21 protein-coding genes are annotated in these 25,148 nt (G+C 71.7%); 15 read left to right on the top strand and 6 right to left on the bottom strand.

All coding sequences use genetic code 11. The features are described 5' to 3' along the window. Positions 1–14 precede the first annotated feature (14 nt). The 10 genes from AC21LY_RS08675 (at position 15) to AC21LY_RS08630 (ending at position 12,172) form a co-directional block, all read left to right on the top strand. Entirely contained in the window at positions 15–755 is a 741-nt protein-coding gene (locus AC21LY_RS08675) for an HNH endonuclease family protein (RefSeq protein ID WP_489046026.1), read from the top strand. Further along, positions 748–2,208: a hypothetical protein gene (locus AC21LY_RS08670; protein ID WP_489046025.1), complete on the top strand. Its 1,461-nt coding sequence runs from the start codon at positions 748–750 to the stop codon at positions 2,206–2,208. The genes AC21LY_RS08675 and AC21LY_RS08670 overlap by 8 nt, the downstream gene beginning before the upstream one ends. Before the next feature lie 101 nt (positions 2,209–2,309). Then, a complete protein-coding gene (locus AC21LY_RS08665; RefSeq protein ID WP_489046024.1) occupies positions 2,310–3,092 on the top strand; it encodes a TIGR03084 family metal-binding protein in 783 nt (260 codons plus the stop codon). Beyond that, positions 3,089–4,831 (top strand): acyclic terpene utilization AtuA family protein, encoded by a 1,743-nt coding sequence (locus tag AC21LY_RS08660; protein WP_489046023.1) that lies wholly within the window; start codon positions 3,089–3,091, stop codon positions 4,829–4,831. The genes AC21LY_RS08665 and AC21LY_RS08660 overlap by 4 nt, the downstream gene beginning before the upstream one ends. Beyond that, complete coding sequence (locus tag AC21LY_RS08655; protein ID WP_489046022.1) at positions 4,828–6,000, top strand: acyl-CoA dehydrogenase family protein; 1,173 nt, start codon at positions 4,828–4,830, stop codon at positions 5,998–6,000. The genes AC21LY_RS08660 and AC21LY_RS08655 overlap by 4 nt, the downstream gene beginning before the upstream one ends. A gap of 18 nt (positions 6,001–6,018) precedes the next feature. Further along, complete coding sequence (locus AC21LY_RS08650; RefSeq protein WP_489046021.1) at positions 6,019–7,608, top strand: acyl-CoA carboxylase subunit beta; 1,590 nt, start codon at positions 6,019–6,021, stop codon at positions 7,606–7,608. A 7-nt stretch (positions 7,609–7,615) separates the two neighbouring features. Further along, positions 7,616–9,571, top strand: a complete 1,956-nt coding sequence (locus tag AC21LY_RS08645) for an acetyl/propionyl/methylcrotonyl-CoA carboxylase subunit alpha (protein WP_489046020.1) — start codon at positions 7,616–7,618, stop codon at positions 9,569–9,571. A 6-nt stretch (positions 9,572–9,577) separates the two neighbouring features. Continuing rightward, on the top strand, positions 9,578–10,753 hold the full coding sequence (locus tag AC21LY_RS08640) for an acyl-CoA dehydrogenase family protein (protein ID WP_489046019.1): 1,176 nt from the start codon (positions 9,578–9,580) through the stop codon (positions 10,751–10,753). Positions 10,754–10,761: 8 nt separating this feature from the next. Further along, positions 10,762–11,547, top strand: coding sequence for an enoyl-CoA hydratase family protein (locus tag AC21LY_RS08635; RefSeq protein WP_489046018.1), 786 nt, complete (start codon positions 10,762–10,764; stop codon positions 11,545–11,547). A gap of 10 nt (positions 11,548–11,557) precedes the next feature. After that, positions 11,558–12,172 (top strand): TetR/AcrR family transcriptional regulator, encoded by a 615-nt coding sequence (locus tag AC21LY_RS08630; protein WP_489046017.1) that lies wholly within the window; start codon positions 11,558–11,560, stop codon positions 12,170–12,172. A 14-nt stretch (positions 12,173–12,186) separates the two neighbouring features. Here the strand turns inward: AC21LY_RS08630 and AC21LY_RS08625 are convergent, their stop codons facing one another. Further along, the gene (locus AC21LY_RS08625; RefSeq protein WP_489046016.1) at positions 12,187–14,544 is read right to left on the bottom strand and encodes an ATP-dependent DNA helicase RecG; all 2,358 of its coding nucleotides are present in this window, start codon (positions 14,542–14,544) and stop codon (positions 12,187–12,189) included. Continuing rightward, positions 14,541–16,211 carry a DAK2 domain-containing protein gene (locus tag AC21LY_RS08620; RefSeq protein ID WP_489046015.1) on the bottom strand — a complete coding sequence of 557 codons (1,671 nt, stop codon included), beginning with the start codon at positions 16,209–16,211 and terminating at the stop codon, positions 14,541–14,543. Before AC21LY_RS08620 ends, AC21LY_RS08625 begins: the two co-directional genes overlap by 4 nt. Positions 16,212–16,382: 171 nt before the next feature. On the opposite strand from AC21LY_RS08620, the gene rpmB reads away from it, so the two are divergent. Next, positions 16,383–16,574, top strand: a complete 192-nt coding sequence (rpmB, locus tag AC21LY_RS08615; protein WP_068521417.1) for a 50S ribosomal protein L28 — start codon at positions 16,383–16,385, stop codon at positions 16,572–16,574. 99 nt (positions 16,575–16,673) lie between these two features. Here rpmB and AC21LY_RS08610 read toward each other — a convergent pair whose 3' ends face one another. Together AC21LY_RS08610 and AC21LY_RS08605 are read right to left on the bottom strand one after the other, a co-directional pair. Beyond that, positions 16,674–17,369, bottom strand: coding sequence for a uracil-DNA glycosylase (locus AC21LY_RS08610; RefSeq protein ID WP_489046014.1), 696 nt, complete (start codon positions 17,367–17,369; stop codon positions 16,674–16,676). Then, positions 17,366–18,385 (bottom strand): thiamine-phosphate kinase, encoded by a 1,020-nt coding sequence (locus tag AC21LY_RS08605; protein WP_489046012.1) that lies wholly within the window; start codon positions 18,383–18,385, stop codon positions 17,366–17,368. The genes AC21LY_RS08610 and AC21LY_RS08605 overlap by 4 nt, the downstream gene beginning before the upstream one ends. 19 nt (positions 18,386–18,404) lie before the next feature. On the opposite strand from AC21LY_RS08605, the gene AC21LY_RS08600 reads away from it, so the two are divergent. Further along, positions 18,405–18,989, top strand: coding sequence for a DUF3515 domain-containing protein (locus tag AC21LY_RS08600; RefSeq protein WP_489046011.1), 585 nt, complete (start codon positions 18,405–18,407; stop codon positions 18,987–18,989). Positions 18,990–19,011: 22 nt separating this feature from the next. On the opposite strand, the gene AC21LY_RS08595 is transcribed toward AC21LY_RS08600, so the two are convergent. Then, positions 19,012–20,097 (bottom strand): D-alanine--D-alanine ligase family protein, encoded by a 1,086-nt coding sequence (locus AC21LY_RS08595; RefSeq protein ID WP_489046010.1) that lies wholly within the window; start codon positions 20,095–20,097, stop codon positions 19,012–19,014. Between the two features lie 42 nt (positions 20,098–20,139). Continuing rightward, complete coding sequence (locus AC21LY_RS08590) at positions 20,140–21,171, bottom strand: NAD(P)H-dependent glycerol-3-phosphate dehydrogenase (protein WP_489046009.1); 1,032 nt, start codon at positions 21,169–21,171, stop codon at positions 20,140–20,142. A gap of 110 nt (positions 21,172–21,281) precedes the next feature. On the opposite strand from AC21LY_RS08590, the gene cofC reads away from it, so the two are divergent. The 3 genes from cofC (at position 21,282) to AC21LY_RS08575 (ending at position 25,125) form a co-directional block, all read left to right on the top strand. Then, a complete protein-coding gene (gene cofC, locus AC21LY_RS08585; RefSeq protein WP_489046008.1) occupies positions 21,282–21,986 on the top strand; it encodes a 2-phospho-L-lactate guanylyltransferase in 705 nt (234 codons plus the stop codon). Positions 21,987–22,054: 68 nt separating this feature from the next. Then, complete coding sequence (locus AC21LY_RS08580) at positions 22,055–24,175, top strand: RNA degradosome polyphosphate kinase (protein ID WP_489046439.1); 2,121 nt, start codon at positions 22,055–22,057, stop codon at positions 24,173–24,175. Next, entirely contained in the window at positions 24,172–25,125 is a 954-nt protein-coding gene (locus AC21LY_RS08575; protein WP_489046007.1) for an NUDIX hydrolase, read from the top strand. Before AC21LY_RS08580 ends, AC21LY_RS08575 begins: the two co-directional genes overlap by 4 nt. Positions 25,126–25,148: the final 23 nt, after the last annotated feature.

Here is a 25,148-nt window from a genome sequence, read left to right as displayed (position 1 = left end):
GTTACGTTGCGCCCGTGTCCCGCCGGAGAACCGCCCGCAGCCTGTCCAGGCAGGCGTGGGTCTCGCTGGTCCTGGTCGTCGCGACCACGGTCTTCGTGGCCGTCGGTGTCCTTCGCGACCGGTCCTTCGCGGAGCCCTCCCCCGGTCCCGCCGCCCCGTCCGGGACGGTGTCCGACGGTGCGCCGCTCGCCGGCGTCCGGGTCGTGGCGGCCCGCGAACGCGCTCCGCAGACCTACCGGCGGGCGGCGTTCGGCCAGGCGTGGACCGACGACCAGTCGGCGCCGCTCGGGCACAACGGCTGCGACACCCGCAACGACGTGCTCGACCGCGACCTCAAGGACAAGTCCTACGTCCGCACCTCCGGCTGCCCGAACGCAGTGGCGACGGGCACCCTCGTCGATCCGTACGGCGGCGCGACCATCCGATTCGAGCGCGGCGCGAAGACCTCGGCCAGGGTGCAGATCGATCACGTGATCGCGCTGGCCTACGCCTGGGACATGGGCGCGTGGTCCTGGGACGACGCGAAGCGCACCGCCTTCGCCAACGATCCGCGCAATCTGGTCGCGGTCGACGGGCCGGCGAACGAGAACAAGCGCGACTCGCCCCCGGGCCGCTGGATGCCCGCCAACGAGCGCTTCCACTGCCAGTACGCCCGCCAGTTCGCCTTCGTCGCCCGCGAGTACGGCCTGTCCGTCGACCGCTCCTCCGCCGCCGTCATCGACCGGGCCGTCAAGACCTGTCAACCGGATGGATGAAACCGTCTTCCGTACCTATCTCCGATCGTCCCCGCTCGCCGGCGAGAACCTCTTCGGTCCCGCATGCAATCGCAGTCCGATTCTCCTGATCGAGGACGGGACTCTCACGCAATCACAAACCGATCACGTCATGGAGCTCGCCGAGCTCGTCAACGCCCGGATCCGCCGCTATCACATCGACGGTTCGGGCCGCAGGACCACGTGGCGGACCGTCCCGATCTCGGCGCACTCGACAGATTCGGCGATCCGAGTTCCCGGCGAAGCCGCCAGGCGGCTTGTCCAACCGACCACACCGTCCAAGCGCGAACTCGCAGCCCTGGGGCCACTGCTGCTCGCCGCACAACTCGGCGCATCGGTCGTGGTCCGCGCGGCGGGCGACGACGGCGCGGCGACCCTCGATCCGTACTGCGCGTTCGTCCGCCCGAGCGAGCTTCTCCCCATCCTCGCCCACTACGGTCGAATGCGCACGAACACCGTGTGTTTTCCGAGTACGAGTCGGGCGGATAAGACCGTCCCGCTCCACCACTTCTACCCCATGTACTACGCGCCGGTGGTTCTGCCCCAACAGGCTCGACTCCTCGGAGTCTGTCAATCGATGTCCGCCGCATCCGGCGACCCGACGCTCGTGCGACTCGCGGCCACACTGCAGATCCGACTAGGGAGGGCATTGGCGGGATTCGATGCAGTGCTGGCCGCCCTGTCCTCACCACCCGACAGGATCTCCCCGATGCAAGCCGTACTCGATAGGTCGGGCGACACCGCACGAGCCGAGTCCGCGATCGATGGCGTCCTGATCAACCTCACCGGGACTCTCGACGCGCTTGCCGCGCTCCATGTCCACGCGAACATCGAGAACGCCAGCGGAATGAATAAGCCGCACGATCGACCCTGGTACAACCACAATGTCCGCGACTTCTTCGGTGCGAAGGAAGTCGAAGCTCTCACTGCGGCACGCGCCGACATCGCGTACATCGCCACGTTGAGAAACACTATTCACGGCGCGGCACCGGAAGTCGTTTCGATCCATTCCGCGGATTCGTTCGCAGCCAATCGCGCGTTCGGGGCGCCCGAGTGGGCGGGCTCCTCTTGGGGCCTTGCCGTAGCAGCCGCTTCACATAGCGATCACGACTTTCCCACTGATTTTGCATCTCGTTTCAGCATCAGACGACAGGAATCAGTGATCCGCGCCTTCTCGCCGGCGCACGAGACGTCACACGTCGTCTGCGACCCGGCCACACTCTGCTACGAGTCGATTCGGTCCACGACACGATTCGTGAACAGGTTCGCGCTCGCACTACTCACCTCCCCCGGCCGCGTCGGGACCAATGCAGTGTGCGCCGCGAATCGCGAACTCGATCCGCACGACCCGGCCCTCCATTGGCTGAGGTCCGTGGAATCGGATGCCGCCAGGGCGGTCGCTCGACAGGTATCCGAGCTCACGTTCACGTTCTGACGGGCTCAGGGTCGTCTGCACCCGAGCGGGCGGGCGACCCACATCCCGACAAACAAGCATTGCTGCTTGTTTTTTCCGTCTCCGGCTGACAGAGTGTGGGCGTGCCCACCTCAGTCCCCGTGTTCGACGCGCTCGAGTCCACCTCGGCCGCCGTCGCCGCGATCGCCGATTCCCTCCCCGACTGGTCGATCCCCACGCCCGCCGAGGGCTGGACCGTCGCCCACCAGGTCGCCCACCTCGCCTGGACCGACGAGGTCTCCCTCGTGGCCGCCACCGATTCCGACGGCTTCGCCGCGATCCTGCAGGACGCGATGAAGGACCCGATGGGCTTCGTCGACGCCGGTGCCGCCGAGCTGGCAGCGGACCCGAACCTGCGCACCCGGTGGGACGGTGCCCGCGCGGCACTCGCGGCGGCCCTCCGCGCGGCCGACCCGGGCACCCAGCTCCCCTGGTTCGGCCCGCCGATGCGCCCGGCCACCATGGCGAACGCCCGGCTCATGGAGACCTGGGCGCACGGGCTCGACATCGCCGATGCCGCAGGCGTCGAACTGACGACCCCCGAGGCCCTCCCTCACGTCGCCAAGATCGCCTACAAGACCCGCGACTTCGCCTACACGGTGAACGGCGAGACGCCGCCGGGCGAGCCCTTCGACGTGGTCCTCGTCGCGGCCGACGGCACGGAGATCGCCTTCGGACCGGGGGGCGCCGCGCAGCGCGTGACCGGCTCGCTCGACGACTTCTGCCGCCTCGCGACGCAGCGCGTCAACGTCGCGGACACCGATCTCGTCGCCACGGGTGCGGACGCCGCCCACTGGCTGACCATCGCACAGTGTTTCGCCGGCGCGCCCGGCACCGGCCGCGCCCCGCAGAAGGGACGTCAATGACCCGCACCATTCGCATCGCCAACATCTCCGGCTTCTACGGCGATCGCGCGGCGGCCCTCGGCGAGATGCTCGCCGGACCCCGCGTCGACTACATCACCGGCGACTACCTCGCCGAACTCACCATGCTCATCCTCGGCCGCGACCGGCTCAAGGACGCGGATCTGGGCTACGCCAAGACTTTCCTGCGCCACCTCACTCCCCATCTGACGACGCTCGCCGAGCGCGGCACCAAGGTCGTCGTCAACGCCGGCGGGCTCAACCCCGGCGGACTGGCCGCCGCCGTGGAGAAGGCGATCGCCGAGTCCGGCACGGACCTGCGGGTCGGGTGGGTCGACGGTGACGACCTGATCGCCCGGTCCGCCGAGCTCGGCGTGCCGAACGCGGTGACCGCCAACGCTTATCTCGGCGCCTTCGGCATCGCCGACTGCCTGACCGCCGGCGCCGACATCGTGATCACCGGCCGGGTCACCGACGCCTCCGTGATCCTCGGGCCCGCCATCGCCGAATTCGGCTGGCAGCGCACGGACTTCGACGCCCTCGCGGGCGCCGTCGCTGCAGGCCACATCATCGAGTGCGGCACCCAGGCCACCGGCGGCAACTACGCCTTCTTCGACCGCCACCCGATCGAGCAGCTCCTGCACCCCGGCTTCCCCATCGCCGAGATCGCCGCCGACGGTTCCTTCGCCATCACCAAGCAGCCCGGCACGGGCGGCGTCGTCGAGGTCGGCACCGTCACCGCGCAGCTGCTCTACGAGGTCACCGGCCAGCGGTACGCGAACCCCGACGTCACGCTGCGGCTCGATTCCATGATCCTCGCCCAGGACGGCCCGGACCGGGTCACCGTGAGCCGCGTCCGCGGCGAGGCACCGTCGACCACGACCAAGGTCGCGACCACCACGCTCGGCGGCTTCCGCAACGAGATCGCCTTCCTGCTCACCGGCATCGACGTCGAGCGCAAGGCCGCGCTGCTGGAGGCGCAGCTCCGCGATGCCCTCGACCGGAGCGGCGGCGCACCGTCGGACCTGCAGTTCCGCCTGGCGCGCACCGACCACGCGGACGCCTCGACCGAGGCGGCGGCCTCGGCCACGCTGACGGCCGTGGCCTGGGACCCCGACCCGAACCGGGTGGGCCGCGCGTTCAGTTCCGCGGCGGTCGAACTCGCCCTCGCCACCTATCCCGGTGCCTCCCCGATGGCCCCGCCGTCGAGCGGCGGTCCCTACGGCGTATACCAGGCGGTGTACGTCCCCAACGGCGATGTCCCGCACCGCGCCCACCGACCCGACGGCACCGTCGTCGACATCGCGCCGCCCGAGGTCGTGCAGGAGCTCACCCCCGATCCGTCCCAGCCGGGCGACGACGCCCCGCGTCCCGTCGGCCCGACGGTCCGCGTCCCGCTCGGCACCGTCTTCGGCGCGCGGAGCGGCGACAAGGGCGGCAGCGCGAACGTCGGCGTCTGGGCGGAGTCCGACGAGGCGTACGAGTGGCTCCGCAGTAACCTGACCGAAGAGACTCTGCGCGAGCTCCTTCCGGAGGCGGCGGAGCTTCCCGTCCGTCGTTACGAGCTGCCCAACCTCAAGGCCCTCAACTTCGTCATCGAGGACCTGCTCGGCAAGGGCGTCGCACACGGCTATCGGTTCGACCCTCAGGCCAAGGGGGTCGGCGAGTGGCTCCGCGGCCGCTACGTCGACCTGCCCGCCCGCCTGCTGCCCGCCGACCACACCACGAAGGAGATCGCATGACCGGCCTGTGGGAGTCCGAGGAACGACTCGCGCTGCGGAAGACGGTGACCGCGTTCACCGAACGCGAGATCCTGCCGCACCTCGATGAGTGGGAGGCCGGCGGCCTGCTGCCCCGCGAGCTGCACAAGAAGGCCGGCGACCTCGGCCTCCTCGGCGTCTCCTTCCCGGAATCGGTGGGCGGCGGCGGGGGCGACCCGCGCGACGCGCTCATCGTCTGCGAGGCGATGCACGAGGCGGGCGGCTCCGGCGGCCTGTTCGCATCGCTGTTCACCTGCGGGATATCCGTGCCGCACATCATCCTCGCGGGCACCGAGGAGCAGAAGGCGAAGTGGGTGGCGCCCGTCCTCGCGGGCGAGAAGATCAGTTCGCTCGGCCTCACCGAGCCCGGCGGCGGCTCCGATCTCAGCCACCTCACCACGACGGCGCGCAAGGACGGCGACCACTACATCGTCAACGGCGCCAAGACCTTCATCACCTCGGGCATCCGCGCCGACTGGGTGGTCACGGCCGTGCGCACCGGCGGCGAAGGCGCGAGCGGCATCAGCCTGCTGGTGATCCCCAAGGGCCTCGACGGTTTCGAGGTGAGCGCCCCGCTGAAGAAGATGGGCTGGCACGCCTCCGACACCGCCGAGCTGTCCTTCACCGACGTCCGCGTCCCCGCCGAGAACCTCATCGGCGCCGAGGGCAGCGGCTTCCTGCTGATCGGCGCCGCCTTCGTCACCGAGCGGCTCGGGCTGGCCGTGCAGGCGTACTCGCACGCCCAGCGCTGCCTCGATCTCACGCTCGACTGGGTGCGCAACCGCGAGACCTTCGGGCAGCCGCTGATCAAGCGACAGGCCGTGCAGAACACGGTCACCGAGATGCGCCGCAGGATCGAGGTGGCCCGTGTCTACAGCCGGCACGTCGCCGATCTGTACTCCGCAGCGCTGGAGTCCGGCGAGCCCGCCGCGGCGGCCGAGTACGTGCCCCAGGCCTGCTTCGCGAAGAACACGGCAGTCGAGTGCGGCGAATGGGTAGCGAACGAGGCGGTGCAGCTCTTCGGCGGCCACGGCTACATGTCCGAGTACGAGGTCTCGCGGCACTACCGCGATGTCCGCATCCTCGGCATCGGCGGCGGTACCACCCAGATCCTCACCACCCTGGCGGCGAACCGCCTGGGTTACAAGTAGACCGGAAGGACTCCTCCCATGACGGTGCTCCGCAGCACACCGGCGCCCGACTCCGGTAAGTACCGCGAGACCATGCTCGGCAAGCTCGCCGACCTCACCGCCGAGTTCGACAAGGCCCTCGCCGGGGGCGGCGAGAAGTACGTCGAGCGGCACCGCAAGCGAGGCAAGCTCACCGCCCGCGAGCGCATCGACAGCGTGCTCGACCCCGCCTCGCCCTTCCTCGAGCTCATGCCGCTCGCCGCGTGGGGCAGCGACTTCCAGGTCGGCGCCTCCCTCGTCGGCGGCATCGGCGTGGTCGAGGGCGTCGAGGTGATGGTCGTCGCCAACGACCCCACGGTCAAGGGCGGCACCTCCAATCCGTGGACGCTGCGCAAGTCACTGCGCCTCAACGACATCGCCAAGGAGAACCGGCTTCCGGTGCTCTCGCTGGTCGAGTCCGGCGGCGCCGACCTGCCCACGCAGAAGGAGGTCTTCGTCCCCGGCGGCGCGATGTTCCGCAACCTCACCCAGCTGTCCAAGGCCGGGATCCCCACCATCTCAGTGGTCTACGGCAATTCCACCGCCGGCGGCGCGTACATCCCCGGCATGAGCGATCACGTCGTGATGATCAAGGAGCGTTCCAAGGTCTTCCTGGCCGGCCCGCCGCTGGTGAAGGCCGCGACCGGCGAGATCTCCGACGACGAGACGCTCGGCGGCGCCGAGATGCACTCGCGCACCTCCGGTCTCGGCGACTACATGGCGAACGACGAGCTCGACGCGGCACGGATCGCGCGGTCGATCGTCAAGCGGCTCAACTGGCGCAAGCAGGGACCGGCACCGTCGAGCCTGGTCAAGCCCCCGCGCTACGACGCCGAGGGGTTGCTCGACATCGTGCCGGACGATCTGAAGATCCCTTTCGATCCGCGAGAGATCATCGCCCACATCGTCGACGACTCCGACTACGACGAGTTCAAGCCGCTCTACGGCGGCTCGCTCACCACCGGCTGGGCGAATCTGCACGGCTACCCCATCGGCATCCTCGCCAACGCCCGCGGCGTCCTGTTCTCCGAGGAGGCGCAGAAAGCCACCCAGTTCATCCAGCTGGCGAACCGCTACGACACGCCACTGCTGTTCATCCACAACACCACCGGCTACATGGTGGGCGCGGAGTACGAGCGCGGCGGCATGATCAAGCACGGCTCGATGATGATCAACGCCGTCTCCAACTCGGAGGTGCCGCACCTCTCGCTCATCGCGGGCGCCTCCTACGGCGCCGGCCACTACGGCATGGCGGGTCGCGCCTTCAACCCGCGGTTCCTGTTCTCGTGGCCCAGCGCCCGCTCGGCGGTCATGGGCGCCAAGCAGCTCGCCGACGTGGTCACCGAGGTCGCGGCGGCGTCGGCCGCCTCCCGCGGGCAGGCCATGGACCCGGCGTTCGTCGACGGCATGCGCACCGCCATCGAGACGCAGATCGACAAGGAGTCGCTGCCGGCCTTCATGTCCGGGATGCTCTACGACGACGGCATCATCGACCCCCGCGACACCCGCACGGTGCTCGGCATGGCCCTCTCGGCCATCCACAACGGCCCCGTCCACGGCACCGACGCCTTCGGCGTCTTCCGGATGTGAGGAAAGCATGACGACATTCGATTCCGTCCTCGTCGCCAATCGCGGCGAGATCGCCCGCCGCGTCATCGCCGCGGCCCACGCGCGCGGCCTCCGCGCCGTGGCCGTCTACTCCGATCCGGACGCGAACGCGCCCCATGTCGCCGAGGCCGACGAGGCCGTACGCCTGCCCGGCGAGTCCCCCGCCGACACCTACCTGCAGGGCGAGAAGATCATCGCGGCGGCGCAGGCGACCGGCGCGCAGGCGATCCACCCCGGCTACGGCTTCCTCTCCGAGAACGCGGAGTTCGCGGCCGCAGTGCAGAACGCGGGCCTCGTCTGGATCGGTCCGTCGCCCGAGGCGATCACCGCGATGGGCTCCAAGGTCGCGGCCAAGGCCCGTCTCGCCGAGGCCGGCGTGCCGATGCTCACGAACCTCACCCCGGACCAGGTCTCCGACAGCGACTTCCCCGTGCTGGTCAAGGCCTCCGCCGGTGGTGGCGGCCGCGGCATGCGCGTGGTGCGCACCCGCGCCGAACTCACCGAGAACCTCGAAGCCGCGGAGCGCGAAGCGAAGTCCGCCTTCGGCGACGGCACCGTCTTCTGCGAGCGCTACCTCGAGCGCGGCCGGCACATCGAGGTCCAGGTCATGGCCGATGCGCACGGCACCGTCTGGGCCGTGGGCGAGCGCGAGTGCTCGATCCAGCGCCGCCACCAGAAGGTGCTCGAGGAGGCCCCGTCCCCGCTCGTCGAGCGCCACCCGGCGATGCGCACCGCCCTCTACGAGGCGGCCGCCAACGCCGCCAAGGCCATCGGCTACACCGGCGCCGGCACCGTCGAATTCCTCGCCACCGACGCCGGCGAGTTCTTCTTCCTCGAGGTGAACACGCGTCTGCAGGTGGAGCACCCCGTCACCGAGGCCACCACCGGCCTCGATCTCGTGGGCCTGCAGTTCGACGTCGCCGCGGGGCTCCCCCTCCCGTCGGCCGAGCCGCCCGCCACCCGCGGCTGGGCGATCGAGGCGCGCCTCTACGCCGAGGATCCCGCCAACGACTGGCGCCCCGCCGCGGGCACCGTGCACCGCTTCGAGGTGCCCGGCGTGGTCAGCGAGTTCTCCGGCCCGGACCGCACCGGCATCCGGCTCGACAGCGCACTCGCGCCCCGCGACAGCGTCGTCGAGGTCTTCTACGATCCGATGCTGGCGAAGGTCATCGGCTACGCCCCGACCCGCGCGCAGGCCCTCGCGATCACCGAGGCCGCGTTGCGGAAGGCGACGATCCACGGCCTCACCACCAACCGGGACCTGCTGGTCCGGATCCTCGCCGACGCGGATTTCAAGGCGGGCGACTTCGCGACCGATTTCCTCACCGGGGAACGGCTCGAGCGCCTCGCCGCTCCGCTGCTGGACGATGCGGAGCTGGCTCAGGCCGCCAGCGCCGCCGGCGCCGTCCTGGACCGACGGCGCGCCGCCGCGAGCCCGCTGCCGCACGTCGCGCCGGGGTGGCGCAACATCGGCGCACGCACCCTCGTGCCCGAGTTTCGCACCGCCGACGAGCGGGAGTTCCGCGCCGACGGCGGGCAGGTCGCCGCCGTCTCGGACGACGGTGACCGCGCCAGCGTCGCGGTCGAGCGGGACGGCCTGCGCCGCACCGTCACCGTGACCGCCTATCCGGGCGATCAGACCGTGGTGGAGGTGGAGACCGCGCGCGGCGCCGCGACGCTGACCCTGGTGAACCCGCTGCCGTCGGCGGACGCCGCCGCCGCGGCGGGCTCCCTGCTCGCGCCGATGCCCGGCGTGATCACCCGGATCGGTGCCCAGGTGGGCGATTCCGTCACCGCCGGACAGCCCGTGCTGTGGATGGAGGCGATGAAGATGGAGCACGCCATCTCCGCCCCCGCCGACGGCGTCATCACCGAGATCGCGGTCACGGTGGGCCAGAACATCGATGCCGGCGCCGTGGTCGCCGTGCTGGAAGATACGGAGTAGGAATACATGAGCATCTCACTGGACGTCATCGAGTCCGAGGAGCGCCAGGCGCTCCGCGCGACGGTCTCGGAGCTGGGGCGCAAGTTCGGCCCCGAGTACATGCGGGAGAAGATCGCGGCGGGCGAGGGCCCCACCGAGCTGTGGAAGGCGGCGGGCGATCTGGGCCTGATCGGCGTGAACATCGCCGAGCAGTACGGCGGCGGCGGTGCCGGCATGTACGAGCTCGGCATCGTGGGCGAGGAGTTGGCCGCGGCCGGCTCGTCGCTGCTGATGCTCGTGGTCTCCCCCGCGATCAACGGCACGATCATCTCCAAGTTCGGCACGGAGGAGCAGAAGCAGCGCTGGCTTCCCGGTATCGCCTCCGGGGAGACGATCGCCGCCTTCGCGATCACCGAGCCCGACGCCGGTAGCAACAGCCACCGGATCACCACCACCGCGCGCCGCGACGGCGACGGCGACGACTGGATCATCTCGGGCCAGAAGACCTTCATCTCCGGCGTCGAGTTGGCCGACGTGATCCTGGTGGTCTCGCGCAGCGAGGACGCCAAGACCGGCAAGCTGCGCCCCGCCCTGTTCCTCATGCCCACCGACTCCCCCGGGCTGCAGAAGACGAAGATCCCGATGGAGGTCGGCCTCCCCGAGTCGCAGTGGACGCTGTTCTTCGACGACGTCCGACTGCCGGCCGAGGCGCTCGTCGGTGAGCCCGACGCCGCCATCGCCCAGCTCTTCGCCGGCCTGAACCCCGAGCGCATCATGGCCGCCGCCGGTTCCGTCGGCTCGGCCCGCTACGCGATCGACCGCGCCGTCGACTACGCCAAGCAGCGCACCGTCTTCAAGGTTCCGATCGGCGCGCACCAGGCGATCGCGCACCCGCTCGCCGAGCTGAAGGTGGAGACCGAGCTCGCGAAGCTGATGCTGCAGAAGGCCGCGACGCTCTACGACGCCGGCCAGGAGTTCGCCGCCGCCGAGGCCGCGAACATGGCGAAGTTCGCGGGCGGCGAGGCGGGCGCGAAGGCCGTCGACCGGGCGATCCACTCGCTCGGCGGCAACGGCCTGACCACCGAGTACGGCCTGGCCCAGATGCTGGTCGCTTCACGGCTGTTCCGCATCGCGCCGGTGAGCCGGGAGATGGTGCTCAACTTCATCTCCGAGCACACGCTCGGCCTGCCCAAGAGCTACTAGGAGCCAGGATGACCAAGTCTCTGGTCGGATACGAGACGCGCGGCGGTGCCGCGTATCTCACGATCGACAGTCCGCACAACCGGAACGCCATCTCGCAGCGACTGCTCGCCGACCTGAGCGCCGGCCTGGAGCAGGCCGCCGCGGACGACGCGGCCCGCGCGGTGGTGCTCACCCACACCGGCACGACGTTCTGCGCCGGTGCGGATCTCAAGGAGGCAGCGGCGAACGGCGCGGGTTCGGACCCGAAGTCGCGCACCCTGGCGATGATCGGCGCGATGCGCGGGATCATCGAGTGCCCCAAGCCCGTGATCGCCCAGGTCGACGGCCACGTCCGGGCCGGCGGCTTCGGCCTGATCGGTGCCTGCGACTTCGTCTTCGCCGGTCCCGCCGCGTCGTTCGCGGTCACGGAGACCCGGATCGGGGTCGCGCCGGCGATGGTCTCGCTGGTGCTGCTGCCGCACCTGCCCTCACGGGTCGCCTCGACGCTGCTCCTCACGGGGCGGAAGTTCGACGGTGCCGAGGCCGCCGGCCACGGCCTCGTCACCGCGGCGGTCGAGGACCCCGCGGCCGCGGTCGCGGAGCAGCTGGCCGAGCTGCAGCTGTGCAGTCCGCAGGGCCTGCGGGAGACGAAACAGATTCTGTGGCACGACGTCCTGCGATCCTTCGACGAGCGGGCCGACGCCCTCGGGGAGCAGTCCGCGCGGCTCTTCGGCTCCGCCGAGTCCGTCGAGGGGATCACGGCGTTCCTGCAGAAGCGCGCGCCGAGCTGGGCCGAACCGGTGCCGGCGGAATAGGCTGTCCACGATGACTCCCCTCCGCCAGCCCATCCGCGCACCGCAGCAGTCCCGCAGCCGGGAGACCCGGCAGCGCCTGCTCGAGACCACCATCGCCTCACTCGCGGCGCGCGGGTGGACCGCCACCACCGTCGGCAGCGTGGCGCGGCAGGCGGGGGTCTCGCGCGGCGCGGCGCAGCACCACTTCCCGACCCGGGAGGACCTGATCAGCGCGGCGCTGGAGTACATGGGCGAGCAGCGGCTCGCGCAGGTGGCGCAGGCGGGGGCCGCGGTGCCCGAGGGACCGGACCGTCCGTACGCGGTGGCGCGCCTGATCGTCGAGTACTACACCGACGATCTCTTCAAAGCGGCGCTGCACGTGTGGACCGCTGCGGCGAGCGACGACGCACTGCGGGAACGCATGCTGCCCTTCGAGAACAAGCACTCGCGCGAGGTCTTCGCCCTCGCCATGCGGCTCCTCGGGGTCGACCGGGACGACGAGGAGGCCCGCCGCGCCGTCCAGGCCACGCTGGACCTGGCCCGCGGGCTCGGCCTCGCCGATCTGCTCTCCGACGACGCCGTCCGCCGCGAGCAGGTCGTCGAATTCTGGGGCCGGCAGCTCGCAGCAGTGGTCACCCGCGACTGACCCGCGGCAGACCGTCAGGCCTTGTCGAGGTAGTCGCCGCGGTCGCCGCCGAGGACGACCTCGTTCATCGCCCGGAGGGCGGGATGGCGCTCCAGTCCCGGGTCCGCACCGACGATCTCGTAGGCGAGGTCCCGGGCGGCCTGGAGCACGTCACCGTCGCGAGCGAGATCCAAGAAGCTCAGGCGCCGGGCGAGACCGGACTGGTCCACGCCGAGGATGTCGCCGAAACCCCGGTATTCGAGGTCGAGCTGGGCGAGCGCGAAACCGTCGGCGGTGTCCGCCACCGCGTGCAGCCGGCCCAGGGTGCGGTCGGATCCGCTCGCGGTGATCAGCAGGCACAGTCCGGGCAGCCCGCCACGACCTACGCGGCCGCGCAGCTGGTGCAGCTGACTGATGCCGAACCGGTCCGCGTCGCGCACCACCATGGTGGTCGCGTTCGCGACGTCGACGCCGACCTCGATCACGGTGGTCGCCACGAGGATGTCGATGTCACCGGCGGCGAAGGCCGCCATGATCTCCGACTTCTCCTCGGCGGGGAGCCGGCCGTGCAGCAGCGCGATCCGGTGCTCGCCGAGCGGTCCGGCGGCGAGCTCGTCGTACATCTCGATGGCCGAGACCGTCTTCGGCTTCTCCTCCTCCGCCTCGGGCGCGTCGCGGGAGGCGCTGCGCCCCACAGCCTTCGGGGGCGCGGCGACCGTGTCGAAGTCGTAGTCCTCGTCGGTGAAGCCCGCCTTCGCCTGCTCTCCCGTGGCGTCGTCGCCGATGCGGGCGCACACCACGTACACCTGGCGGCCCGCGCGGACCTCCTCGTCGACGCGCGCCCACGCCCGCGCGACCCACGCCTCCTTCTCCTCGGGCACCACGGAGGTCTGGATCGGCTGCCGCCCGCGCGGCAGCTCCCGCAGGACGGACGTCGCCATGTCGCCGAACTGCGCGAGGGCGACGGTGCGCGGGATCGGCGTCGCCGTCATGACCAGCAGGTGCGGCATCGATTCGTCGGGGGTATCACCGTCGGACGTTCCGGTGCCCTTGCGTCGCAGCCGGTCCCGCTGCTCGACGCCGAAGCGGTGCTGCTCGTCCACCACGACGAGGCCGAGCCGGAAGAACTCGACGGTGTCCTCCAGCAGCGCGTGCGTACCGATCACGATCCCGGCCTCGCCGGTCACGATCCGCAGCAGCGCCGCCCGCCGCTGCTTGACCGTCATCGACCCCGTCAGCAGCGTCACTGTGGTGGCCGCCTCCGCGGCGCCCAACTGCCCGGCCTCCGCGAGGTCGCCGAGCATCGCGGTGATCGAGAGCAGGTGCTGCGTCGCCAGCACCTCCGTGGGGGCGAGTAGCACCGCCTGGTGGCCGGCGTCGACCGCGGCGAGCATCGCGAGCAGCGCGACGAGGGTCTTGCCGGAGCCGACCTCGCCCTGCAGCAGCCGCGTCATCGGGTGCGGCTTCGCCAGGTCCTCGAGGATCTCGAAGAGCACCGCCTCCTGGCCGACGGTGAGCGTGAACGGAAGCCGTTCGCGCAGGCCGGCCTGCAGCGGACCGTCGGGGGCGTGCAGGGGCGGCGCGGCGACGGTGCCCACGTCGTGCGCCCGGCGCGCCAGGGCGGTCTCGATCGCGACGGCCTCGTCGAAGGCGAGCCGCCGCTTGGCCTGCGTGACCTGCGCCCGCCCGTCGGGCTTGTGCGCGGCCCGCACGGCCTCGTCGAGGCTCATCAGTGCGTTGAACACCAGGAACTCATGCGGCAGCGATTCCGGCACCGGTGCGAGCCTTTTCAGCACGCTGTCGACCAGCGAGAGGATCAGCCACGTCGGCATGTTCTTGGTGCCGTGATAGATCGGCACCGTCGGCTGCATCAGAAGACTCAGGTCGGCGAACTTGAGCCGCTTCGACCCCGCCTTGGTCGACCCTGCCTCGTTGGCCGCGAGTGCCTCCGCCGAGGTGATCGTGGTGTCCGGCAGGACGAGCCACTCCGGGTGGGTGAGCTGCAGCTTGCCGTTGAACTCGCCCAGCCGCCCGATGAGCAGCAGCTGGCGGTCGGGCTGGATCGGTTTGGGCAGGTAGTTGAAGAAGGTCACGTCGTAGGCGCGGACCTTGTTGACCACCTGCACCTTGAACATCTTCTTGCCGCGGTGGTGCGCCCGCGGCGGGGTGATCGCCGTGACGGTGCCGATCACCACCACGTCGTCGCCGACGCGGGGCTCGGAGCGTCGCGTGCCGTCGTCCTCGACCGCCCCGCCCTCGTACCGGAAGGGGAAGTGTCGCAGCAGGTCCCCGACGGTGACCAGCCCCAGTTCCGCGGAGACCGTCTCGGCGATCTCGGGATCGAGCGCCTCGGTCAGCGGGGTCTGCAGCGTCAGAGTGCGCGCGGGAGTCATTCGACGCCGATCTCCATCACGCTCGCGGTCTGCCCGCCGTGGTAGCCGACCACCTCGACCTCGGGCCGGTCCGGCCGAAGCGCCGCCCGCACCCGGTCGGGGAAGTCGGTGTCACCCGCCTCCCCCAACAGCACGGTCACCATGTCGCCGCCGGTCGCGAGGAGCAGCTCCGCCAGGGCCTCGCCCGCCGAGTACTGGTCCTCCTCGAGGACGACTACCTCGCCGCCGACCATGCCGAGGTAGTCCCCGGGCCCGCACGGACCGAGGATGGTCAGCGCGTCCTCCGTCACCGCGATCACGGACCCGCAGCGTGCGCCCGCAGCCGCCTCCGCCATCGAGTAGGTGTCGTCGGCGGTGTGACCCGAGGGCTCGTGCACGGCGAGCGCGGCGATCGCCTGCACCATCGACGAGGTGGGCAGCAGGGTCACCAGGACACCGGATTCGCGGGACCGCGCCGCCACCGCGAGCAGCTCCGGCGTGGGCAGCGCCCCGTTCGGCATGAGCAGCACCTCGCGACCCTCGAAGCGGTGCAGCGCGGCCAGCAGCTCGGCGTGGGTGAGCCCGCCGTCACAGCGGACCACCTCCGCCCCGGCCCCGGTGAACAGTTCCGCGGCACCGTCGCCGGAGACCAGCGCGACGATCGCGCGCGGCGCGTCCAGCAGCGCCTGCAGCGGGGTCTCGGTGTGGCCGGTCTCCTGCAGCACGTTGACGGCGATGCTGCGCAGCTTGCCGTGTCGCAGGCCCGCCTGGATCGCGGCGCCGGGCTCGGTGGTGTGGGTGTGGACAGACCACGTCGCGACCGGGTCGGGATCGGCGGCCGCGACCACCACGACCGAATCGCCGAAGGCCCGCAGCTCGGCCCGCAGGCGGTTCGCCGTGGCCTCGGTGGCGGCGGGGAGGAGGTACATGACCTCGTACTCGACGTGCGGGCCGCGCGGCGGGTCGGAGTGCGCGCCGTGGTCGTGGGTGTGCGCGTGCCCGTCCTCGACCTGCACGTGGACGTGGGGTGCGATCTGCCGCCCGAACCGCGGGCGCTCGGGGGCGGCGCCGGAGGTCACCTCGACGAGCGCGTCGAGCAGCACCAGGAGGCCGCGGCCGCCGGCGTCGACGACTCCCGCCGCGGCGTTGTCGGCCAACTGGTCCCGGGTGCGCAGCAGCGCGTCGAAGGCGGCGGCGGCGCAGGCGCGCGCGCAGTCGGCGAGGTCGCCGCCACCGTCGTAGGCGGTAGCCGCACCGTCGGCCGAGGCCCGCAGGACGGAGAGGATGGTCCCCTCGATGGGATCGGCGACGGCGGTCGTGACCAGCTCGGTCGCCGCCCGCAGGCCGGTCGCGAGGCCCTCGGCGGAGAGGTCGGCATCGGGCCCGAGCCGGCCGGCGATCCCCCGCATGATCTGGGAGACGATGACGCCCGAGTTGCCCCGCGCACCGGCCACCGCTCCCGCGACGGTCGCGCGGGCCACCGCGGAGGAGCCCTGCGCACGGTCCGCCTCCTCGGCGGCGCGGGCCGCGGCGCGCAGCGTGACCAGCATGTTCGTGCCGGTGTCGGCATCGGCCACGGGGAAGACGTTGAGGGTGTTGATCTCGTCGACGGCGCGCTCGAGGCCGAGCACTGCCCGCCGCAGCCAGGCCACCACCACGCGGCCGTCCTCCGCATTCGGTCCCGTCACGCCTGCCAGCCTAGTGGGCGGGCGGGCCCGGGTAGGGCGCCGGAGCGGTTTGGCTCCATCGGCGGGCTCGGCTATGCTTGCAGGGTTGCCTCGCGTCCGGGCGTGTCATCGGACAGGTCTCGACCGGCGGGGCGAAGCACAGGTTTTCAACGATACGAGGAGTACACGACTATGGCTGCCGTCTGCGACGTCTGCGACAAGGGCCCCGGCTTCGGTAAGTCGGTCTCGCACTCGCACCGGCGTACCAACCGCCGGTGGAACCCGAACATCCAGACCGTGCGCGCCCAGGTCGCGCCCGGTCAGACCCGTCGGCTGAACGTGTGCACCTCGTGCATCAAGGCCGGCAAGGTCGTTCGCGGCTGACTCGCGCGAGAAGCTCTGCCTTTCAAGGCCCGTGACCTCCCCGAGGTCACGGGCCTTGAAGCATGTCCAGGGCCTGTGCGGCCCGTACCGCCGGGACGGTCAGAGCGCCGGGGCCAGATGCGGCAGGCGCCAATCGACCGGTTCCGCACCGAGCTCCGCCAGTGCCGCGTTGACGCGCGAGAAGGGCCGCGAGCCGAAGAAGCCCCGCGAGGCGGACAGCGGCGAGGGGTGCACGGATTCGATCCGCGGCGTCGCGCCCAGTCGCGGGCCCAGCGACGCGGCGTCTCGGCCCCAGAGCACGGCCACCAGCGGCGCATCCCTGGCGACCAGCGCGTCGATCGCGCACTCGGTGACCCGCTCCCAGCCCTTCCCGCGGTGCGAGGCGGGCTTCCCGGGGGACACCGTCAGTACACGGTTGAGCAGGAGCACGCCCTGCCGCGACCACGGCGAGAGATCGCCGTTCGCGGGCGCGGGCAGCCCGAGGTCCTCGCAGTACTCGCGGTAGATGTTCTGCAGGCTCCGGGGGATCGGCCGCACCGACGGGTCCACGGAGAAGGACAGTCCTACGGCGTGCCCGGGCGTGGGGTACGGGTCCTGCCCGACGATGAGCACGCGCACGTCCGCGAACGGCTGCTGGAAGGCCCGCAGCACGTTCGCCCCGGCGGGCAGGTAGCCCCGGCCCGAGGCGTTCTCGGCCCGGAGGAACTCGCCGAGCGCCGCGATCTCGCCCGCGACCGGGGCGAGGGCCTCCGCCCAACCCGCCTCGACGGTGTCGGCCAGCGGTCTCGCCGTCATCGGTCCGCCTCCTCGGTGTGCTCGGTGAAAGTGCTCCAACCGCCCTCCGGCGGTCCGGCGTCCCCGTCGACGGTGACGGTGCCCGCTGGTCGTTCGTCGGGAGCCAGCGCCACCCCGATGGGGCGCCATCCCGCCGGGAGCGCGGCACCGTCGGGGAAGGTGGCGAGCAGCGCGTGGTCCTCGCCGCCCGTGCGGACCCAGCGCTCGGCATCCGCCCCGAGCGCGGCCGCGCACGCCACCAGGTCCGCATCGGGCGCGAGACGGGCACCGTCGAGCTCGATCCGGACGCCGGAGGCCTTGGCCAGCGCCCGCGCGTCGCGGAGCAGGCCGTCGGAGACGTCGGTGAGGGCGGTCGCGCCGGCGTCGGCCGCCCGCGGCCCCTCGGCGAGCGGCGGCGCCGGGCACCGGTGGATCTCGACCAGTGCCTCGAAGCCCTCGATACCCGCCAGCAGCACGTCGAGGCCCGCCGCGGAGTGCCCCAGGGTTCCGCAGACCGCCACCACGTCGCCCGGGCGCGCGCCGGAGAGCAGAACCGGCTCGCGGCCCTGCAGATCGCCGAGCACGGTGACCGCGAGCAGCACCTGCTCGGTCCGTACCACGTCACCCCCCGCGACGGCGCCGCCCGCCTCGGCGGCGCCGCGGGTGGTCCCGCGGGCGATCCCGGCGATCACGTCCGCGCCGGTCTCCGGCGGACAGCCGAGCGTCACCGTGAAGGCGGTGCACACGGCGCCCATCGCCGCGATGTCGGCGGCGTTCTGCGCCATCGCGCGACGCCCCACGTGTTCGGGTGTGGTCAGCTCGAACCGGAAGTGCCGGCCCTCCACCAGCGCGTCGGAGGAGACGACGGTGCGGCCGTCGGGCGTGGAGACGACCGCGGCGTCATCGCCCGGGCCGACGGGCACCCGCGGATCGGGACGCACACCGCCGGTGGCCAGCGCGATCACGCCGTCCTCCCCCAGGTCCGCCACGGTGCGCGCGCGGGGCCGCGCGGGGCTCTCGGGCTCTGATGATCTCATCGCGGCTACCGTATCGGACGTGAGCGATGCAGACGAGACGACCACCGCAGCCTCCGGCGCGAAGGAGCGCCGCAGCCCCGCCTTCCTCGCGACGGCGGTGGCCCTGCCGGTGGCGGTGGTGGCCTGCTTCGTGGCCTTCCTGGTGCTGGTGCAGCAGAAACAGGGCGACGCGCGCGATGCCGCGCAGGCGGGGCACCTGAAGTCGATCGCGGCACCGTCGTCGGGCGACGCCGCGTGCACGGCCCTGCTCGACGCCCTCCCCGCCGATCTCGGCCCGTACCGCCGCACCGGCGACACCGAGCCCCGCGGCTTCGCCCGCTGGGGCAGCGAGAAGGCGGGCGCGGTCGAGGTGCGCTGCGGTACCGCCCGCCCGGCCGAGCTGACCGCGACCGCGAAACTGCAGATCATCAACGGTGTGCAGTGGCTCCAGGCGGCGCCCGCCGGCGCGCCCTCGTCCGAGGGCGGGAGCTACTGGACGGTGGTCGACCACCGGCCGTACGTCACCCTGTGGGTGCCCGACGGTGCCGGCACCGCCGCCGTGCAGGCCACCTCCGACGCGGTCCGCGGGCACCTGCAGCCCGCCTCGCTCGACCTGGGCCGGTAGTGCGGCCCGGCGGCCGGTACTGCTAGCGGAGCCCCGTGCCCCGGGCGAGCGCGGTCTCGATGAGCACCGTGAGCAGCTCCGCGTAGTCGACACCCGACTCGGCCCACATCCTGGGGTACATCGATGTCGAGGTGAAGCCCGGCATGGTGTTGACCTCGTTGATCACCGGGCCGTCGGCGGTCTGGAAGAAGTCGACGCGGGCCAGGCCCTGGCCGTCGAAGGCGTGGAAGGCGCGCACCGCGAGGTCGCGGATCGCGGCGGACTGCTCCTCGGTGAGATCGGCCGGGACCGTGTACCGCGCGCGGTCGTCGAGGTACTTGGTCTCGAAGTCGTAGAACGAGTGCTCGGCGTCGGCGGCCATCTCGATCTCGGCGATCGCGGAGGCGGCGACGGTGCCGTCCGGCCGCTCGAGCACGCCGATCTCGACCTCGCGGCCGATGATCGCGGCCTCGATGATGACCTTCGGGTCCCACCGGCGCGCCTCGGCGATCGCGGCCGGCAGCGCAGTGAGGTCCGTCACCCGGGTGATGCCGATCGACGAGCCGCCGCGGGCGGGCTTGACGAACAGCGGCAGGCCCAGGCGGTGCAGCACCTCCGGCGGGACCTCGGTGTCGCGCTGGCGGAGCACGTGGAAATCGCCCACGGGCAGGCCGTCGGCGGCGAGCATCTTCTTGGCGAACTCCTTGTCCATGCCGGCCGCGGAGGCGAGCACGCCGGCGCCGACGTAGGGCACGCCGACCATCTCCAGGAGCCCCTGCAGGGTGCCGTCCTCGCCGTACGGGCCGTGCAGCACGGGGAAGACCACGTCGACGCCCCCGAGCACCGACCCGGCCGCGTCCGCGCCGACGGAGACCAGCTCGGCGCCCGGGAGCAGGGCGAGGTCCGTCGGCCCCTCGGGGACGCTCGGCAGGCTCCGGTCCGCGAAACGCAGGGTGTTCGCATCACCGTCGGACAGGACCCACGCGCCGGACCGCGTGATCCCGACGGGGATGACCTGGTAGCGCTCCGGGTCGAGGTGGGCGAGGATGCTGCCCGCCGATACGCACGAGACCGCGTGCTCGCTGCTGCGCCCGCCGAAGACCACTGCCACCCTGATTCGCTCCGTCACGGTCGCCCACCTTACGTGGCCGCCGTGCGGTCGGTCACGCCGCTATTCGGCGTCCTTGGGCCGCCACTCGCCGCCGACGTCGCGGTTGAGCAGGTCGTCCATGGCGCGCGAGACGGGCACCCCGTCGTAACAGACCGCCCGCACCGCCTCCGTGAGTGGCATCTCGACACCCACCCGGCGCGCCAGGTCGGCGATGGAGATGCACGACTTCGCGCCCTCGGCGACCTGGCCGTGGGCGGCGGCCTGCGCCTGTTCGACGGTCATGCCCTGGCCCAGCCGCGCCCCGAAGCTGAAGTTGCGGGACTGGGGCGAGCTGCAGGTGGCCACCAGATCGCCCACGCCCGCGAGCCCCGCCAGCGTCAGCGGCTGGGCGCCGAGCGCCGTGCCCAACCGCAGGGTCTCGGCGAGGCCGCGCGTGATGATCGCGGCCCGCGAGTTCTCACCGAGGTTGATGCCGGAGGCGATGCCGCAGACCAGGGCGATGACGTTCTTGGTGGCGCCGCCGATCTCGCAGCCGACCACGTCGTCACTGGTGTAGGGCCGGAAGTAGTCGGTCCGCGCGAGGTACTGGGTGCGCGAGGCGCGCTCGGCGTTGTCCGAGGCGACCACGGCCAGCGTGGGCTGCTGCTTGGCGATCTCCTTCGCGAAGTTCGGGCCCGTGAGCACCGCGAGCCGGTCCCGGTCGATCCCGGCCGCGTCGACCACGACCTCGCTCATCCGGTCCAGGGTGCCGATCTCGATCCCTTTGGCCAGGTTCACGACGGTGATGTCCGGCGGAATCAGGTGCCCCCAGTCACGCAGGTTCGCGCGCAGGGACTGCGACGGGACCGCCAGCACCACGAGGCCGGCGCCGCGCATCGCCTCCTCCGGGTCGTGCGTCGCGGAGAGGTTCTCCGGGAGCACGCCCTCCGGCAGGTACTGCGCGTTGATCCGGGTCTCGTTGATCTGGTCGGCGATCTCCTGGCGGCGGCACCACATCCGGACCCGGTGCGGCTCCGGACGGGTCGCCTCCGCGAAGACCTTCGCCATCGCGGTACCGAAGGACCCCGCTCCCATCACCGCAACGTCGACCATCCGGTCTCCTCCTCGTATCGCACTCACCCACCTCGATCGCGGGCGCCGCAGCGAGCCTATCGCCCGCCCGGAGGCGGCAGGGCCGGTTCGACACGCCTAGATTGGTGCGCATGAGCTCACCGCACGGGGACGCAGTCTCCCCCGCCGTCGTGGTGGTGACAGCTGTGAAGTCGCTCGACGCCGCCAAGTCGCGGTTCGCCGCCCCCGGCGACGGACGCCGGGAGGCGGTCCCGGGACTCGTGCTCGCCATGCTGCTCGACACCCTCGACGCGGCCTCGGCGACGCCCGGGGTGGTCGGCGTCCACGTCGTCTCACCGGATCCCGCCGTCCGCGCCGCCGCCGAGGCGGCCGGGGCGCGCACCGTCGACGAGCCGGTGCCGGGCGGCCTGAACGCCGCGCTCGAGACGGGTGCGCGGGCCGCGCGGGCCGCGCACGGACCCGCGGTCGCGGTGCTGGCCCTGCAGGCGGACCTGCCCGGGGTCACCCCGGGCGAGCTCGGAGCCTTCCTCTCGGCGACGGCGGGCCGCCGGGGCTTCGTGCCGGACCACGCCGGGACCGGGACCGCGGCGCTCTACGCGCCCCCGGGGACCGACCTGCGCGCCGCCTTCGGGCCGGATTCCGCGGCGGCGCACCGGTCCGGCGGCGCCGTCCGGCACGCCGGGCCGTGGCCCGGGCTGCGCACCGACGTGGACACCCCGCGGGATCTCGCGGCGGCCGGCCGGCTGGGCCCGCACACCGCGGCCGCGACGCGCGCCGCCGCGGATCGGGCCGTCACGGCGAAACCTCGCGCTCGATACGCCAGAATGGAGCGGTGACGACCGAGCCTGACGCCCCCTCCGCCGAACCGAGCGCCGCCCCGAGTACCGCGGTCGCCGATGCCGTCATCCCGCCCTCGAGCAGGTCCACCGCGATTCCGACCGCCCCGCCCGCCGCGTCGGCCGAGGACGCCAGTGACCTCCCCGCGGACCGGTACCTCAATCGCGAACTGAGCTGGCTCGACTTCAACGCCCGGGTGCTGGCGATGGCCGAGGACGCCTCGCTCCCGTTGTTGGAGCGCGCGAAGTTCCTGGCGATCTTCGCCTCGAACCTGGACGAGTTCTTCATGGTCCGGGTCGCCGGGCTCAAGCGGCGCGACCAGATGGGCCTGTCGGTCCGCTCCTCGGACGGCCTCTCACCCCGCGAGCAGCTGGGTCTCATCTCCCAGCGGACGCAGGAACTCTCGCACAAGCACGCCCGGGTGTTCAGCGACGCGGTCCGTCCGGAGCTCGCAGCGCAGGGCATCTCGGTGCTCAGCTGGGCCGACCTCACCCCGGCGGAGCAGGAGAGCCTCACCGCGTACTTCCACAACCAGGTCTTCCCCGTGCTCACCCCGCTCGCGGTCGATCCGGCGCATCCGTTCCCGTACATCTCCGGACTCTCCCTCAATCTCGCCGTGGCCGTCATCGACAGCACCACGGGCGGTGAGCATTTCGCTCGCGTCAAGGTGCCGGACAACGTGGCCCGCATGGTCTCGGTCCGCCGGGAGCGCATGGATCACGCCGTACTGCCCCTCGAGGACCTCATCTCGGCGCATCTCGACGTGCTCTTCCCCGGCATGACGGTCTCCGAGCACCACGTCTTCCGCATCACGCGCAACGCGGATTTCGAGGTCGAGGAGGATCGCGACGAGGATCTGCTGCAGGCCCTCGAGCGCGAGCTCGCGCGGCGCCGCTTCGGCTCCCCCGTCCGTCTCGAAGTGGCCGAGGACATGTCCGAGCACATGCTCGAACTGCTGCTGCGCGAGATGGACGTGGACCCGGCGGACGTCATCACAGTCCCCGGCCTGCTGGACCTGAACTGCATGTTCGAGCTGTACGGCCTGGACCGGCCGGACCTGAAGGACAAGCCCTTCGTTCCGGTCACGCATCCCGCGTTCGGTGAGCGGGAGACGCCGAAGAGCGTCTTCTCCACCCTGCGCGAGGGCGACGTGCTCGTGCACCACCCGTACGACTCCTTCTCGACCAGCGTGCAGCGGTTCATCGAGCAGGCCGCCGCGGATCCGCATGTTCTGGCGATCAAGCAGACGCTGTACCGCACCTCGGGCGATTCGCCGATCGTGGACGCGTTGATCGACGCCGCCGAGGCCGGCAAGCAGGTCGTGGCGCTGGTCGAGATCAAGGCGCGGTTCGACGAGCAGGCGAACATCAAATGGGCCCGCAAGCTGGAGCAGGCCGGCGTGCACGTGGTCTACGGACTGGTCGGCCTGAAGACACACTGCAAGACCTGCCTGGTGGTGCGGCGCGAGGGTTCGACGATCCGCCGCTACTGCCACATCGGCACGGGCAACTACAACCCGAAGACCGCGCGCCTGTACGAGGACGTCGGCCTGTTCACCGCGGATCCCGATCTGGGTGCCGACCTGACCGATCTGTTCAACCGGCTCACGGGCTACTCCCGCAAGGAGGAGTACCGCAACCTGATGGTCGCGCCGCACGGCATCCGGTCGGGCATCATCGAACGCATCGACCGCGAGATCGAACTGCACCGCGCCGGGAAGCCCGCGGGCGTGCAGCTCAAGGCGAACGCGGTGGTCGACGAGCAGATCATCGACGCGCTGTACCGCGCGAGCCAGGCCGGTGTGCCGGTCGAGGTCGTGGTGCGCGGCATCTGCGCCCTGCGGCCCGGCGTTCCGGGCGTGAGCGAGAACATCACCGTCCGTTCGATTCTCGGCCAGTTCCTGGAACACTCCCGGATCCTGCACTTCCGCGGCGCGGACGAGTTCTGGATCGGCAGTGCCGACATGATGCACCGCAATCTGGACCGTCGCGTCGAGGTGATGGCGCAGGTGAAGGATCCGCGGCTGACGCGCCAGCTGAGTGAGATGTTCGACTCCGCCCTCGATCCCGCGACCCGGTGCTGGGTGCTCGACGCCGACGGCAACTGGAACGCCTCCCCCGTCTCCGGCGAGACCGTCCGGGACCACCAGCGGGAACTCATGCGCGCGCACCGCGCGAGCCAGCGGTGAGCGGCGGAGGCGAGGGCGCGGTCGTCCGCGCCTCCGGCGGCGTGCTGTGGCGTCCCGGCACGGACGGTCCCGAAGTCGCTGTGGTGCACCGACCGCGCTACGACGACTGGTCGCTGCCGAAGGGCCACGTCGAGCCGGACGAGAACCCCGTCGTCGCCGGCCTACGCGAGGTGGTCGAGGAGACGGGCTTCTCGGCCCGGTTCGTCCGGTTCGTCGGGCAGGTGGCCTACGACGTCCCGCGCCGCAAGCGCCACGGCGACGGCGGAGCGACGGTGCGCAAGCGCGTCGGCTACTGGTCCGCGCTCGCCGGATCCGGGGCCTTCGCACCGAACGAGGAGACCGACGAGCTCCGGTGGCTGCCCGTGGCCGCCGCCGTGAAGATCCTGACCTATCCGATCGACCGGCGGATCCTGCGGGCCTTCGGCAAGCAGCCACGGTCCACGGCGACGATGCTGATCGTCCGGCACGCGAAGGCCGGCCGGAAACAGGGCTATCAGGGCGACGACCTGGCGCGGCCGCTGGACCGCAACGGCCGGGCGCAGGCCGAATCCCTCGTGGATCTGCTGAGCGTCTTCGAGCCCGGGCTGCTCCTATCGGCGCCGCCGGTGCGGTGCACCCAGACCCTGGAGCCGCTCGCGGCGGAGACGGGACTGTCTCTCGCGCTGGAGCCGACGATGTCGGAGACGGCGTACGCCCGCGATCCCGCCGCGGCGCGGCGTCGGATCCGCGAGATCGCGCGCAGCGGCGAGGAATCGGGCACGATCCCGGTGCTCTGCAGTCAGGGCGGGGTGATCCCCGACCTCACCGCGTGGTGGGCCGGAGCCGACAGCGTGCGCCTCCCCCCGGCCCGCAACCGTAAGGCCAGTGTCTGGGTGCTCACCACTGCCGGCGGTCGCCTGCTGACCATGGACCACATCGACAGCCCGCTGCCGCTGCGCACGAAGACGTAGGGGCAGGCCGAGCGGCACGACGC

Source organism: Tsukamurella sp. II2bb, assembly GCF_057815145.1.
The sequence above is the reverse complement of the archived record's forward strand: the minus strand, read 5'-3'. Positions and strand labels throughout refer to the sequence as shown.